Below are 14,843 nucleotides of genomic sequence, written 5' to 3' on the forward strand. Positions count from 1 at the left end.
GCATGAACGGGAACAAAAAAGCGCTGGCGATCGCGCTCTGCGCCGTCTTGGCGGCGGGCGGCGTTCTCGTCGGCCGGGGAGGCGAACGGATCGGCGAGGCGGCGCAAGTCGGCGTTATGGCGAAGGGCGGCGTCCCGGCGCAGAGCGGCGCGGCGAGCGGAACGGCGGCCTCGGGCGCTCAGCTGGCGGTTGCCGGCGGGAAGAGCGCTCCGGCCACGATGGCAGCCGCGAGCCTGGCGCCGAGCGCGGCCAACAGCGCGGCGGAGCGCTCCGCTCTGGCCGGGATGGAGCGAGTCGCGGAGAACGAGGCGCTCGTTCTGTACGTGCATCGGGCCAGCGCCGGCATCGCCGTTCAGCGGAAGCAGGGCGGCTACGTCTGGTTTTCCAATCCTGCCGAGGGAGCGAACGATCCGGTCGCGTCTCCGCTGTACAAGGCCGAGCTGCAATCCCAGCTTATTCTGACGTATTACAACGGCAAGGGCCAACTGTCGCGCTATAACAGCTATACCGACAGCGTGCAGAAAGGGCAGTTCGACATCGCCGCGGCCGATCGCGGCGTGCGCATCGTCTACCGGTTCGGGAACCAGCCCGACGCGTCCTGGCGCAACATTCCGTCTGTCATCGGCAAGGAGCGCTTCGAGCAGGCGATTCTAAGCAAGCTGGCGGACGACGATGCGCGCAAGCAGGTTACCTACAAGTACCGGTTCAACGATGAGAAGCAAGTCTATGAAGTGCGCAAGCTGCAGGACAACGTCGCCGCCGAGCTGTCGGCGCTGCTCGATTCCGCCGGCTACACGGCGGAGGACGCGGAGCGGGACAACGCCGAGAACGGGGCGGGCCGGGAGGAGGCGGAGGATCAGGCGCAGTTCTCCATCCCCGTCGAATACGCGCTTGACGGCGAGTTTCTGACCGTCGCCGTCAAAGGCGGAGAGGTGGAGAGCAATCCGTCGTTTCCGCTGGCCAGTCTGCAGGTGCTGCCGTATTTTGGCGCGGCGGACGGCGATCAGCAGGGTTACATGCTCGTCCCCGACGGCTCCGGAGCGCTCATCCGGCTGAACAACGGGAAGCTGAGCGCCGAGCCTTATCAGATGCCGGTGTACGGGGAGGACGGCACGTTCGACGTGAAGGAGCGGTTTCTGACCAACGAGAAAGCTCGGCTTCCCGTATTCGGACTCAAGACGGGCGACCAGGCGTTCATCGGCATTCTGGAGGACGGGGCGGCGATGGGCAGCGTCCTGGCCGATATCGGCGGCCGCTATACGTCCTACAACAGCGTCAATGGCAGCTTCCGGTTTACGGCGATGGATTTCTACACGTTAAGCTCGGGCAGCAAGAGCAGCTCGGTGCCGATGTTTCAGACGCCGTCGTATCAGGGCGACATTCGCCTGCGGTACGCCTTCCTGTCCGGAGACCGGGCCGATTACGCCGGTATGGCGGGGGCTTACCGCGACTACTTCGTCGCCAAGCACCGGCTGGAGCCGCTTGCTGCGGGAGAGAACGCGCCGTTCGTGCTCGAGCTGGAAGGCGCGTTCCAGCGCCGCAATTCCTTCCTCGGCATTCCGTACGACTCGACGGAGGCGCTGACGACGTACGAGCAGGCGATCGAGCTGCTGGAGCTGCTCAAGGCGGGCGGGGTCGAAGACGTCGCGCTCCGATATGTCGGCTGGTTTAACGGCGGCATCCGCCACAGCTCTCCGGACGACATCGGGTTCGTCGGCGCGCTCGGAGGGAAGCAAGGCTTCCGCAAGCTGGCCGAATACGCGGCGGCCGGCGGAGTCCGGCTGTATCCCGACGTCGCCTTCCTGCGGAAGTACAAGGGCTCGGGCGGCAGCGCCGATTTCCTCGACCGGCGCAAAGCGGCGATCTACGAATACGACCCGGTCACGTACCGCAAGCTCGGCTCGCGCTTCTCGCATTACGTGCTGTCCGCATCCCGGCTTCCGGACGTCGTCGGCGATTTTCTGTCCGACTACGCCAAGCTGGGCGCAACCGGCGTATCGCTGCGGGATATGGGCGAAGAGGTCAATTCCGATTTCGATCCGTCCGCACCGATCGCGCGGGAGCAGGCGCTGGAGACGATCGCGGCGGAGACCGGCAAGCTGAAGGAACGGATCGGCTCCGTCATGGTCAGCGGAGGCAACGCGTATGCGCTGCCCTACGCCGACATCGTCGTGAACGCGCCGACGTCCTCCAGCGGGATGAACTTGACCGACGAGGACGTTCCTTTCTACCAGATCGCCTTGCACGGATATGTGGAGCTGGCTGGCTCGCCGTTTAACGCAGACCAGGGACAAAACCCGCGCAGATCGATGCTCAAAGCGCTGGAGACCGGTTCCAATGTGTTCTATCAATGGTTCTACAGCCCGTCGTCGGCGGTGAAGGATACGCGGTATAACGGTTTGTACGCGCTCCATTACCGCGATTGGCTGGACGAGGCGATTGCGCTGTACAAGGAAGCGGACGAAGTGCTGAAGCAGGTTCGCGGCCAGCCGATTACCGGACACCGCAAGCTGTCCGCGGACGTGACGGAGACGACGTTCGGCGACGGAACGACCGTAATCGTCAACTACGGCGTTACCGACGCGCAAGCCGGCGGGCTGACGATCCCGGCCGAAAGCTACCGGATAGGCGGTGAAGCTTCCAGATGAAAATAACGTTCAAACGCAAAAAGAAGCTGACCTTGAAGCAGAAGAACGCCTGGTTCGGCGTCCTGTTCGCTTCGCCGCTTATTTTCGGCATGATCATGCTGTTTATTTTGCCCTTGATTCAATCGCTGCGGTACAGTCTAAGCTCGATCCAGCTCGTCGAGGGCGGTTTTTCGGTCGATTACGAAGGGTTTTCCAACTACACGAGCCTGTTCACGTCGAATCCGGACTATCCGCGCAGCTTGGCGGAGTCGATCGCGGCCATGGCCGTCAACGTGCCGCTCATTCTCGTTTTCGGCTTGTTCGCGGCGGTGCTGCTCAACCAGAAGTTCAGGGGGAGGCCGTTCGCCAGGGCGGTATTTTTCCTGCCGGTCATTCTCGCTTCCAGCGTCATCGCCAATCTCGACATCGGCAGCTTCGTCGGCAGCGGGACGCTCTCGTCCGGCGGCGGGGAGGCGGAATCGAACTTGCTGCAAAGCTTCGAGCTGAAGCGGATGATGCTCGAATCCGGAATCTCGCCGATTTTCGTCGACTATCTGACCGGGGCGGTAGATCGGATCTACGAGATTATCAGTTCGTCGGGCGTGCAGATCTTGATTTTCCTGGCCGGGCTGCAGTCGATTCCGCCGTCGCTCTACGAAGCGGCCAAAATCGAAGGAGCGACCGGGTACGAGAGCTTCTGGAAGGTGACGTTCCCGATGATGTCGCCGCTCATTCTGACGAATACGGTGTATTCGATCATCGATTCGTTCAGCAACAGCCCGATCAACAAGCTCGTGTCGGAGACGGCGTTCAAGGTGTTCGACTTCGGTCTCAGCGCCGCCATGTCCTGGGTGTACTTCCTGTCCGTCGCGCTTATTCTCGCCGTGTCCGTCGGCCTGATCTCGCGCAAGGTGTTCTACTACGATTAGTATGGAAGGAGGCGAAGCGATGAGCTCGAAGACCGCATATACGGATCTGTTCGTCAGCCGATACCAGCCCTTGGAGAAGGGCAAGCGCTGGGCATGGGTGCTGATTCGCACCGTCCTCGTCGTCGGCTTCTGCTTCATTATATTGTTCCCGCTGTTCCAGCGGCTGTCGATCGCCTTCCGGAGCAAGGCCGACATCTATGACCCGACCGTGCTCTGGATTCCGCGCAACTTCACGCTCGACAACTTACGGATCGCCATCGAGACGACGAATTATTTCGAGGCGCTGAGCAACACGGCGCTCATCTCGGCCAGCACGACGCTGATCCAGCTCGTCTCGTGCGCGCTGGCGGCCTACGCCTTCGCGAGGCTGCAATTCAGAGGCAGCGGATTGCTGTTCGGGCTTGTCATCTTCACGATTATCGTTCCGCCTCAGACGATCATGATTCCGCTGTACCTGACGTACCGCTACTTCGATTTGTTCGGCCTTGTGGGTCTGTTCACGGGCAAGGACAGCCTGAATCTGATCGACACGTTCTGGCCGTTCATTCTGTCGTCCAGCACGGCGATGGGGCTGAAGAACGGGCTGTATATTTATATTTTCAGGCAGTTTTTCCGCGGCATTCCGAAGGAGATCGGGGAAGCCGCCCTCGTGGACGGCGCCGGCGTGTTCCGGACGTTCCTGCGCATCGTCGTGCCGAACGCGGTGCCCGCGATCGTCACCGTGCTGCTGTTCTCGTTCGTCTGGCAGTGGAACGACAGCTATTACGTCAGCCTGTTCCTGAAGCAGGTCAAGGTGCTGTCGACCAGCCTGATGGACATGGGCATGGGGCTGCGCGAGCCCGATCCGGTCTACACGTCGATGCTGCTGAACACCGGCGTGCTGCTGGCGATCGCGCCGCTTATCCTGATGTACCTGTTCGTGCAGCGTTATTTCGTCGAGAGCGTGGAGCGCACCGGCATCGTCGGGTAACGGCGCGTAACGCCTTGCGTAACAAACTATTGGATATACCAATAAACAAGGCTATAATTGTAACAGATTCGAGAATTCGGGGTGTGAGTCCATTTGTTGAGCGGAGATAAGCCGTTATACAGTCAAATCATTGAAATTCTGCGAGGGCGCATCGAACGCGGTGAATACGTTCCCGACCAGCAGCTTCCGACCGAGGTGGAATTGGCCGAGCAGTTCGGCGTCAGCCGGATTACGTCCAAGCGCGCCTTGATCGAGCTGGAACGGGAAGGCTTGATCTACCGCCGGCGCGGCAGCGGCAGCTTCGTGAAGAAGAAGGAAGGAAGCCGCAGGCCGGCCGAGGATCCGTCCGGGATGTCCGCGAATCGTATCGTATCGATGATTATTCCTTACGTCGCTTCCAACAACACGCTGGGCCACATTCCCGGAATCGCCGCGTACCTGGAGTCGCGCGGCTATTATTTGACCATTCACAACAGCGACTGGAGCAGCGGGCAGGAGCGGGAGCTGCTGCGTTCCCTGCCGAAGCGGGGAACGTCCGGCATCATCCTGTATCCGGTCAGCACCCAGCGCAATCTGGACATCGTTCACGCGCTGCACGCCAGCGGTTATCCGATCGTGACGATCGACCAATATTACAGCCTGCTGTCGATGGGCAGCGTCGTCTCCGACAACTTCGGCGGCGGCTATACGAGCGCGGCGCAGCTCATCGAGCTCGGACATACGCGCATCGCCTTCCTGTCGACGATCGACATCCAGTATCGCAGCACGGTCCGCGACCGCTTCTTCGGCTATTGCAAGGCGCTCAGCGACAACGGTCTTCCGGTGGACATCGATCTGGTGTACAGCGGGATGACCGATCAGGCCGAGAGCGATCCGCCCAGCCGCAGGCAGTTCTACAAGTCGCTGCTCGGGCAGATGTTGGAGCAGCAGGTGACGGCCGTTCAGGCGGAGCACGACCTGGTCGCCTTCGAGATCGCCAAGGCGGCGGCGGACATGGGCGTGCGCGTGCCCGAGGAGCTGTCGGTCGTCGGCTTCGACAACAACCTCGATTTCGCGCTGCATTCCGACGTGCCGCCGATTACGACGGTGGAGCAGGATTACCGGGAAATCGGCAAGCGGGCGGCGGCGATGATCGTCGATCAGCTCGAGGGCGGCGAGAGGATGACGGCCCGCGTCGAGGTGCCGATCCGCTGGATCGCGCGCCAGTCGACGGGAGCGGGGCCGGAGGCGATCGCCGACGAAGAGGAGGAGCAGGATCTGGAGGTGCGGTAGGCGGGAGCCGGGCCGCGCATTTTGAAAACCATTTTACGATTGCGCATATCGTAGAATGGTTTTTCTTTCTTTTGGTATACCAAACTTTTATGATTCGAGGATAAAAAGGTATATCTAATATTTACCGATCTATGATTAAGATATATAATAATAGAGAGAAAACAGCGTGGGGAGGACACGAGATGACCGGAACGAGAAGCAGGAAAACGGCCCATGTCATATCCCACTCGCACTGGGACCGGGAATGGTACTTGCCGTTCGAGAAGCATCGCTACCATCTGATCAAGCTGATGGACCGCTTGCTGGAGACGATGGAGCGCGACCCGGCGTACAGAAGCTTTCATCTGGACGGACAGACGATCCTCCTTGAAGATTATTTGAGCGTGCGGCCGGAGCGAAGGGAGAAGCTCAAGGAGCTGATCCGGGAAGGGCGTCTCCATATCGGCCCCTGGTACGTGCTGCAGGACGAGTTTCTGACGAGCGGCGAAGCCAACATCCGCAATTTGCTGGCCGGACTGCGGGACGCCCGGGAATTCGGAGCCGTCTCCATGCTCGGTTATTTTCCGGATTCGTTCGGTCACATCGGCCAGGCTCCGCAAATTTTGCAGCAGGCGGGCATCGAGGTCGCCGCGTTCGGCCGGGGGGTGAAGCCGACCGGGTTCAACAACGAGGTGGGCGAGCAGGCAGCGTACGAATCCCCTTATTCGGAGCTGCTCTGGGAAGCGCCGGACGGCTCGCGGGTGCTCGGCATTCTGTTCGCGAACTGGTACAGCAACGGCAACGAGGTGCCGACGGACCCTGAGCGGGCCAAAGCGTTCTGGGACGACCGGCTGGCTGCCGCGGAGAAGTACGCTTCAACGCCGCATCTGCTGTTCATGAACGGCTGCGACCATCAGCCGGTGCAGACCGATCTGCCGGAGGCATTGCGGCTGGCCGCCGAGCTGTACCCGGATACGGAGTTCGTCCATTCCGATTTCGATACGTATGCGCAAGCGCTTAAACGGCATTTGCCGGACGATCTCAGCGTCGTCCGCGGCGAGCTGCGCAGCCAGCGCACGGACGGCTGGGGCACACTCGTGAATACGGCTTCCGCGCGCGTGTATCTGAAGCAGATGAACGAACGCGGCCAGACGCTGCTGGAGAAGGGCGCCGAACCGCTCGCGGCATACGCGAGCCTGCTCGGACTCGACTATCCTCACCACCAGCTGCAGCACGCCTGGAAGACGCTGATGCAGAACCATCCGCACGACAGCATCTGCGGCTGCAGCGTCGACGAGGTGCACCGCGAGATGGTGACGCGCTTCGAGAAGAGCGGCCAGACCGCGGAGTGCATTATCGCCGACAGCATCGCGCACATCGCGCAGAGGGTGGATACGTCCGCGTTCGCGGACTGCGGAGAGCGGGCGCAGCCGTTCGTCGTATTCAACACGACCGGATGGACGCGCGGCGGGATCGTGTCGGTGGATGTGGATATCAGCCGCATCTACTTCCGGGAAGGCGTCGATTTCGGCGAAATGAAGATGCGTTTGAAAACGCTGCCAGTCAGCGGAGGAGAGGTTTTGGACTCGGAGGGACGACGCTTGGCATGCAGCGTGACCGATCTGGGTCTTCGCTTCGGCTACGATTTGCCGGACGACCGTTTCCGCCAGCCGTACTTCGCCCGCACGCTGCGCGTCGAGTTCGAGGCGGCCGACGTTCCGGGCTGCGGTCACCGGGCATTTGCCTTTATCCCTTCCGGTCAGGAAGGGGAGAAGGAGCAACTGCCGGAGCCGCGACTCTCCGGAGGAGACGCTCGTTCCTTGCTCTCCGAAGACGGCCGGACGCTGGAAAACGACCGAATCCGGGCGACCGTCGAGGAGAACGGCTCGATAACGCTGATCGACAAAGCCGGCGGCCGGACGTTCCGGGGGCTGTGCGTCTACGAAAATACCGGAGACGTCGGCAACGAGTATATGTACCGGCAGCCAAATGGGGAGACGACTCTGACGACCGAGCTTCTGAAGGCGGAAGTGAGCGTTCTGGCCGATACGCCGTACGAGGCGGCGCTGGAAATCGTGCACGAATGGCAGGTGCCGGCGGAGGCCGAGGCTTCGCTCGAGCGGGAACGGGAGGAGCTGATCTGGTTCACCGGACGCCGCTCCGTCCGCGCGGAGCGGACGGTGACGCTGCGCCTTCGCACGATCGTCCGGCTGGAGAGAGGCGGCCGCGGACTGCGCGTGCGCTCCGAGTTCGACAATACGGCCCGCGACCATCGCGTCCGCATGCTGTTCCCGACCGATCTGAACACCGGCGTCCATTATGCCGATTCGATCTTCGAGGCGGCGCGGCGGGACAACGAGCCGGCCGCGGAATGGCGCAATCCGAGCTATTGCCATCATCAGCAGGCTTTCGTCAGCCTGCACGACGAAGAGGCGGGTCTTACGATCGCGAGCAAAGGACTGAATGAGTACGAGGTGCTGCGCGACGGCCGCAATACGATTGCCGTGACGCTGCTGCGGTCGGTCGGCGAGTTGGGCGACTGGGGCTTATTCCCGACGCCGGAAGCCCAATGTCCCGGCCCTCATGCCGCGGAGCTGATGATTGTTCCTCATGGAGGAGGCGGGCAACGTACGGACGCTTACGCCGAGTCTTATCTTTTCCAGACGCCGCTGTATGTCGGAACGACGGACGTTCACGGCGGAGAGGTTCCGCCTTGCCACAGCTGGCTGGAGTGGAGCGGGCGCGATCTGGCGCTGTCGGCGTGTAAAGTCGCCGAGGATACGGGGGACGTCGTCGTCAGATGGTATAACTGGAGCGACAAGCAAACGGAGCTTGCCGTCGAGCCCGTCTTCGCGCATGAGCGTTTGGCGATGAGCGACGTGCTGGAGCGGCGCGGGGAGACGCTCGATTCCGGCTCGGCCATCCCGATCGCCCCCTATCGCATCGTCACGCTGGCGATTACACCTAAGGTATAGAAAGGAACGTGAAACGCGATGAAGCGACAGTGGATTTTGGCCGGTTATGCCGGAGACGAGGCGCTGCCCTCGGTCACGGACGAGGACGCGAGAAAGCTGACCCATCTGAACATAGCGTTCGGTCATGTGCGGGACGACGAAATCCGGGTCGATCACTTGCGGCATTTGAACCGTCTGCCGGAGCTAAAGGCCGCCAACCCGGATTTGCTTATTCTGCTGTCCGTCGGCGGCTGGAGCGCGGGAGGGTTCTCCGAGGCGGCTGCCACCGCCGAAGGACGGGCGAGCATGGCGCAGTCGGCGGCGAACCTGCTGCGCAGCTTGCCGCTGGACGGCATCGACCTGGACTGGGAGTATCCGTGCTACGGCGAGGCGGGCATCGCCGCGTCTCCCGATGACAAGACGAATTTTACGCTGCTGCTGCGCGAGATGAGAGAAGCGCTCGACCGGGAAGGAGCCGCCTCCGGGCGGCATTACCTGCTGACGATCGCCGCCGGCGCGGACCGCTATTATATCGACGGCACCGAGATGGACCAAGTGCATCCATACCTGGATTTCATTCAGCTCATGACGTACGACATGCGCGGCGGGTTCCAGACGCTGACAGGCCACCATACGAACCTGTACACGCCGACCGGCGATCTGTTCCGGATCAGCGTGGACGCTTCCGTCCGCCTGTTCCGCGAAGCCGGCGTGCCGCCAGAGAAGATCGTCATCGGGGCGGCATTCTACTCGCGTATGTGGCAGGGGGTGCCCGACCGCAACGCCGGGCTGCACCAGATGACTGCTTCGTCGGGCGGCTACGGTCCCGATTACACCCGGCTCCACGCCGACTACATCGGGCGCGGCGGCTTTGTCCGCTACTGGGACGACGAAGCGAAAGCTCCGTACCTGTTCGACGGAAACAGCTTCATCACGTACGACGATGAGGAGTCGCTCCGCCACAAGTGCGGTTACATCCGCAGCGAAGGACTGGCCGGCATCATGTTCTGGGAATATAGCTGCGACAAAACGCACCTGCTGCTGGACGCGCTGCACGACGGTCTGAACAGGCCTGCCGCCGCACAGCCTTAAACCGGTAAAGCAAGCTGCTAGCAGACGGCTTCCGCTTCCTTCGATGGAGGGCGGGGGCCGTTTTTGCGTGCTCCCTCAAAATCCCGTACCTTTTCCTGAATGCAAGGGATATCTTTTCTTCCGTTCGCAGTTATAATAGAATACTCCGGGCACCTCTTTATGTAAGCGCATACAAAAATAGAAATCAGCGATAAGGGGCAGACGACATGGTTCAGCGGACGACGGGGTTTTCCAGAGATTTGAATTTGCGCACGAAGCTGCTGCTCCTGTTCACGGTGCTCATTTTGCTTCCGTTAAGCCTTCAGGGAGTCGTTACCTATCGGAAATTCTCGGACACGGTCGATCAGAAGACGGAGCAGTTTACCGTCGATATCGTGCGGCAGATCAACGCGAATCTCGATCGGCTGCTGAAAGATTTCGAGAGACTGTCGATGATGCCGCTGTACGACCAGGCGGTGCTGTCTATTTTAAGCAAATATGACGGAGAAATGGGCTCGGCCACATGGGCTTCGTCGGACGACTATTTGAAAATGAAGCTGTACACGTCGGCCAACGCTTACGACAGAACGGAAATCCGCGGTATTCATCTGGTCAGCAACAGCGGCATTTTTTTCTCCAACGTCGATTCGATGGCCGTCGATTCGGTGTGGGACGGTCGGCAGGACGAATGGTTCGACGAGGTTGTTCGATCGGACGGAGCCTGGGTGCTGATTCCGCCGCATCACCCGTCCTACTATAGCGCCAAGCCTACCGACCCGTACATCTCGGTCGGGCGGATGATCCGCGATCCCGACACGCTGCGTCAGCTCGGCTATATTCTCATCGATATTAAGCTGGACGCTTTTCGCGACATTTTGTCCACGCTGAACTTCGAGCAGGACGCCAATCTGATCGTGATTGACAATCAGAAGAGGCTGCTGTTCGAGCGCAAATCCGACAGCGATCCGTCCGTCTACGACGAACTGCTCCGGATCAACCCGCCGCAGCCGTACGGAAGCAATCAGAAAATCGAGCTGGGCGGCCGGATCTACTTGTACGTCCAGCACCATTCCGGCTTTTCCGGCTTGTCGGTCATCGGCCTGACGCCGATCAACGTGATCCAGAAGGAGTCGCGCGAGCTGCGGACGTTTACGTTATGGTTCGCGCTGCTGTGCGTCGCTGTCGTTACCGTGCTCGCGGTTATCGTGTCCTACCGGGTGACCCGGCCTTTGATCGAGCTGAAGAAGAATATGATCCGCGTCGAGCAGGGCAATTTCGACCGCAGAATCGAGGTCTACGGCAAGGACGAGTTCGGCCAGCTGGGACGCGGCTTCAACAAGATGACGGAGGAAATCAATCGGCTGTTCAACGAGGTGTTCATTGTCGGGCTGCGGGAGAAGGAGGCGGAGCTGTCCGCCCTGCAAAGCCAGATCAATCCCCACTTCATCTACAATACGCTGGAATCGATCAGCATGATGGCGATTCGCGGCAACAACGCGGAAGTGTCCGACATGGTGTCCGCGCTCGGCAAGCTGCTCAGATATACAATCGACAAAGTCGACCGGCTCGTGCCGCTGTACGAGGAAATCCGTTTCGTGCAGTCTTACGTTCGCATTCAGCAGCTCCGATACGGGGAGAGGCTGAAGGTGGAGTACGACATCGACGAAGAGGCCAACCTGATCGTCGTCCCGAAGCTGATTTTGCAGCCGCTCGTGGAGAACGCGGTGTACCACGGAATCGACGGGGCGGAGCGCGGAGGAACGGTCTGGATTTCCGCGCTGCGGATCGGGGACGTTCTGCTGATTACGGTCAGAGACGACGGGAAAGGGCTGCCGGAGCAAGAGATCGCGGAGCTGAACGAGCAGTTGCGCACGCCTCCTTCCTATCAAGGGTGGCAGCGGGAAGACGGGGGCGGCCTCGGGCTGTCCAATATCGCGCAGCGGATTATGCTGATCTACGGGGATAAAGGAGAGCTGACGGTAGACGGAAGCCCCGGCACGGGGCTGGCCGTCACGATCGCGATACGGCTTGAGGAGACGGGGGGAGAAGCGAATGTATAAGGTGCTGCTCGTGGAGGACGAAACCGTCATCCGCCAAGGGCTCAGGGAGCTGATCGGGCGGTCGACGGGCCATTTCGAAGTGACCGGCGAAGCGGCCAGCGGGGTGGAAGCGCTGGATTATCTCAAATGCGAGCTGCCGGACTTGCTCATTACGGACATCCGCATGAGGGAGATGGACGGGCTGACGATGGTGGCGCAGGTCAGGGAGATGTATCCGAGCCTGCCCGTCGTCATCATTAGCGGATACGGCGAGTTCGAGTACGCCAAGAAGGCGATCTCTTACGGCGTATGCAGCTATTTGCTCAAGCCGATCGAACGGCTGGAGCTGGTCGCCGCGCTGGACAAGATCAAGCTGGCGCTCGATCGGGAGCGCGGCATATCGGTCCCGCCGCAGCCGGGGACGGAGCGTAGCGAGGCGCCCGCGCCGGGCGGCGACGCGAGGAAAATCATCCGCGACGTCAAGGAGTACGTCAAGCTGCACATCGACGGCGACTTGCGCCTGCAGACCGTTGCGGGCAATGTTCATCTGAACGCGACCTATCTCAGCCAACTGTTCAAGGCGGAGACGGGGACGAATTATTCGGAATACGTATCGGAGGCCCGCATGGAGCGCGCCAAATGGCTGCTGGCCCATACGCGTCTGAAAATCTACGACGTGGCGCGCCTGTCCGGACATCAAAGCCCGAAGCATTTTATGCTCGTATTCAAGCAGCAGGTCGGAGCGACGGCGGGGGAATACCGGGATCGCTACGGTCAGCCCGGCCCGGACGGGACGATAGACGACAAGGCATAAAAAAACCGTACTATTTCTTGAACCGGCGTGATTTAGGCAGGCCCCGCTCCCCCGCTATACTCAATGGTGAAGGGCGATTCATTACTTACTTAGGGGGATGGACATGAAAAAAGCAAAGCTGGCGATACCGCTGACGCTAATGGTTGCGTTTACAATCGGCTGCAGCAATTCCGGCTCCTCCGGAAGCGCCGGAACCGGCGCGGAAGCGAGCAACGGTTCGGGACAAAAGGGAGAAGTCGAACTGAAGTTCATGATGTGGGGCAATCAGGCTCATATGGACGTGTACAACAAACTGATCGACGGCTTCCATCAGGAAAATCCGGGCATCCGCGTGACGATGGAGTCCGTTCCGTTCGCCGACTACCAGCAGAAAATTTCCGTTCTGGCCGCGGGCAAATCGCTTCCGGACATCGCTTGGGTGGCGGAGCGGATGGTGCCGCAATTTATGGACAACGGCATTCTTGCCGACGTATCGGAATTCAAGGACGACGCGGAATTTAATCTGGCCGACTTCATTCCGAGCACGCTCGATTTGTTCCGCGAAGGCGACAAGCTGCTCGGGCTGCCGTTCTCCACGCCGCCGGTCGTCATGTTCTACAACAAGACGCTGTTCGACAAGACGGGCCTGACCGATCCGAATACGCTGGCCAAGGAAGGGAAATGGACTTGGGCGGAGTTCGAGAAGTCCGCTCAAGCGATCGCCAGCAAGGACGCGCAAAACCGCGTGTACGGGGCGAACTTCTTCCGCGACTGGAAGAACTGGGTGACGCTGTCCTCCTACTCCTGGTCCAACGGCAGCGGTCCGTTCAATAAAGAGATTACGGAATTCACCTGGAACGACCAGTACGGGGTGGAGACGTTCCAGATGCTCGAGCGGATGATGTTCACGGACGAATCGCATCCGAAGGCGGGCGAGCAGGTCAGCTTCGACGCCGGCAACGTGGCCATGTTCTTCGATGTGTACAGCTACGTATCCAAAGCCAGGGAGATCAAAGATTTCGAATGGAGCATCGCGCCGACGCCGTCCGGCTCGCAAGGAAGCGTGCCGATGCTCGGCCAGGCCGGTTACGCGCTGTTCAACGACAGCAAGCACCCGGAGGAAGCGAAGAAGCTGCTGAAGTACTTCGCGAGCCAGGAAGGCGTCCAGGCGACTTCGACGTACTTCGTGCCGCCGCGCACGACGGTGCTGAACTCCGACGAATTCATTAACCAGCCGAACAACCCGAGCAAGGAACATATTCTTCAAGCGGTTATCGACGAGATGCCGAAGGCGCGCATTCTTCCGGGCCACGTCCGCTGGCAGAACATCGACAACGCGATCCTCCAGGGCTTCGATCGTCTGTTCGGCAAGGTGGCGCCGGCGGAGGACAACCTGAAGAAGATTGCCGAAGAAGTGAACGCCATCATGCAGGCGCAATAATTCGAGAACGGGGCGACGGTTCGAAGATTCTGGGTCGAACCGTTTCCTTTTGCCGGGAGGAACGATTATGGCAAGACTGCAAAACATTCTGAATTCGCGGAAACTGACGCTGATCGTCAGCCTGCCCGCCAACGACGCGGCATTGGCCCGCGCGGCGCTCGAGGAAGGCGCGGACGGGCTCAAGGTGCACATGAACGTCGGGCATCGGGCGAGCGGCAATCGGTTCGGGGACCTTGACGAGTATGAGATGACGTTTCGCGACATTCGGGGGCTGTTCGAAGGACCGCTCGGGATCGTTCCGGCCGGAAGCGCCGAAGAGGCGAAACCCGAAGAGATTCGGCGGCTCGCGCCGCTCGGCTTCGACTTCTATTCGATCTACGCGCATCATCTGCCTTCCTTCATGCTGCACGGCACCGGCCTGGACCGGACGTTCGCGGTGAACGAGCACTCCGATCTGTCGCTGCTGTCCTCGGCAAGCCATTACGGCTTCGCTGCGGTCGAAGCTTCGACCGTCCCCGGAGCCGAGTACGGGACGCCGCTGACCTTCGCGGACGTGCTGAAATACCGGCGCATCGTCGAGCAGGCGGGAATTCCGGTTCTGCTGCCTTCGCAGCGCAAGCTCGTGCCGGACGACGTCCGCGTGCTTGGCGACACCGGCATCAAGGCGATCATGCTGGGAGCGATCGTCGTCGGCAAGACGGAGGAGACGATGCGCAGAGCGGTGGCCGACATTCGCAACGCGATCGACAGATGGAACTAAGGCGGTGA

General features: G+C 60.7%; 10 protein-coding genes. All 10 read left to right on the top strand.

Annotation, left to right across the window (positions count from 1 at the left end; translation table 11 throughout):
* Positions 1-2: 2 nt before the first annotated feature.
* The 10 genes from B0G52_RS23105 to B0G52_RS23150 all read left to right on the top strand — a co-directional run bounded on the left by B0G52_RS23105 (position 3) and on the right by B0G52_RS23150 (position 14,835).
* A complete protein-coding gene (locus tag B0G52_RS23105) occupies positions 3-2,648 on the top strand; it encodes a DUF5696 domain-containing protein (protein ID WP_094047764.1) in 2,646 nt (881 codons plus the stop codon).
* Entirely contained in the window at positions 2,645-3,556 is a 912-nt protein-coding gene (locus B0G52_RS23110) for a carbohydrate ABC transporter permease (RefSeq protein ID WP_094047765.1), read from the top strand. The genes B0G52_RS23105 and B0G52_RS23110 overlap by 4 nt, the downstream gene beginning before the upstream one ends.
* Positions 3,557-3,575: 19 nt before the next feature.
* The gene (locus B0G52_RS23115) at positions 3,576-4,526 is read left to right on the top strand and encodes a carbohydrate ABC transporter permease (protein WP_094047766.1); all 951 of its coding nucleotides are present in this window, start codon (positions 3,576-3,578) and stop codon (positions 4,524-4,526) included.
* A 96-nt stretch (positions 4,527-4,622) separates the two neighbouring features.
* Entirely contained in the window at positions 4,623-5,798 is a 1,176-nt protein-coding gene (locus B0G52_RS23120; RefSeq protein ID WP_158223836.1) for a GntR family transcriptional regulator, read from the top strand.
* 182 nt (positions 5,799-5,980) lie between these two features.
* On the top strand, positions 5,981-8,752 hold the full coding sequence (locus B0G52_RS23125) for an alpha-mannosidase (protein WP_094047768.1): 2,772 nt from the start codon (positions 5,981-5,983) through the stop codon (positions 8,750-8,752).
* Positions 8,753-8,770: 18 nt separating this feature from the next.
* On the top strand, positions 8,771-9,823 hold the full coding sequence (locus B0G52_RS23130; RefSeq protein ID WP_094047769.1) for a glycoside hydrolase family 18 protein: 1,053 nt from the start codon (positions 8,771-8,773) through the stop codon (positions 9,821-9,823).
* Between the two features lie 206 nt (positions 9,824-10,029).
* Positions 10,030-11,862, top strand: coding sequence for a cache domain-containing sensor histidine kinase (locus B0G52_RS23135; RefSeq protein ID WP_094047770.1), 1,833 nt, complete (start codon positions 10,030-10,032; stop codon positions 11,860-11,862).
* Positions 11,855-12,655 (top strand): response regulator transcription factor, encoded by an 801-nt coding sequence (locus B0G52_RS23140; RefSeq protein WP_094047771.1) that lies wholly within the window; start codon positions 11,855-11,857, stop codon positions 12,653-12,655. The genes B0G52_RS23135 and B0G52_RS23140 overlap by 8 nt, the downstream gene beginning before the upstream one ends.
* Positions 12,656-12,758: 103 nt before the next feature.
* A complete protein-coding gene (locus B0G52_RS23145; protein WP_094047772.1) occupies positions 12,759-14,075 on the top strand; it encodes an ABC transporter substrate-binding protein in 1,317 nt (438 codons plus the stop codon).
* A gap of 67 nt (positions 14,076-14,142) precedes the next feature.
* On the top strand, positions 14,143-14,835 hold the full coding sequence (locus tag B0G52_RS23150; protein ID WP_094047773.1) for a hypothetical protein: 693 nt from the start codon (positions 14,143-14,145) through the stop codon (positions 14,833-14,835).
* The last annotated feature ends 8 nt before the right edge of the window (positions 14,836-14,843 follow it).

It is taken from the genome of Cohnella sp. SGD-V74 (genome assembly GCF_003001675.1).
GTDB lineage: Bacteria > Bacillota > Bacilli > Paenibacillales > Paenibacillaceae > Cohnella.

Coding starts and splice junctions, on each gene's coding strand:
- B0G52_RS23150 (WP_094047773.1), top strand. CDS start 14,143: ATGGCAAGACTGCAAAACATTCTGAATTCGCGGAAACTGACGCTGATC.
- B0G52_RS23110 (WP_094047765.1), top strand. CDS start 2,645: ATGAAAATAACGTTCAAACGCAAAAAGAAGCTGACCTTGAAGCAGAAG.
- B0G52_RS23125 (WP_094047768.1), top strand. CDS start 5,981: ATGACCGGAACGAGAAGCAGGAAAACGGCCCATGTCATATCCCACTCG.
- B0G52_RS23115 (WP_094047766.1), top strand. CDS start 3,576: ATGAGCTCGAAGACCGCATATACGGATCTGTTCGTCAGCCGATACCAG.
- B0G52_RS23145 (WP_094047772.1), top strand. CDS start 12,759: ATGAAAAAAGCAAAGCTGGCGATACCGCTGACGCTAATGGTTGCGTTT.
- B0G52_RS23140 (WP_094047771.1), top strand. CDS start 11,855: ATGTATAAGGTGCTGCTCGTGGAGGACGAAACCGTCATCCGCCAAGGG.
- B0G52_RS23130 (WP_094047769.1), top strand. CDS start 8,771: ATGAAGCGACAGTGGATTTTGGCCGGTTATGCCGGAGACGAGGCGCTG.
- B0G52_RS23105 (WP_094047764.1), top strand. CDS start 3: ATGAACGGGAACAAAAAAGCGCTGGCGATCGCGCTCTGCGCCGTCTTG.
- B0G52_RS23135 (WP_094047770.1), top strand. CDS start 10,030: ATGGTTCAGCGGACGACGGGGTTTTCCAGAGATTTGAATTTGCGCACG.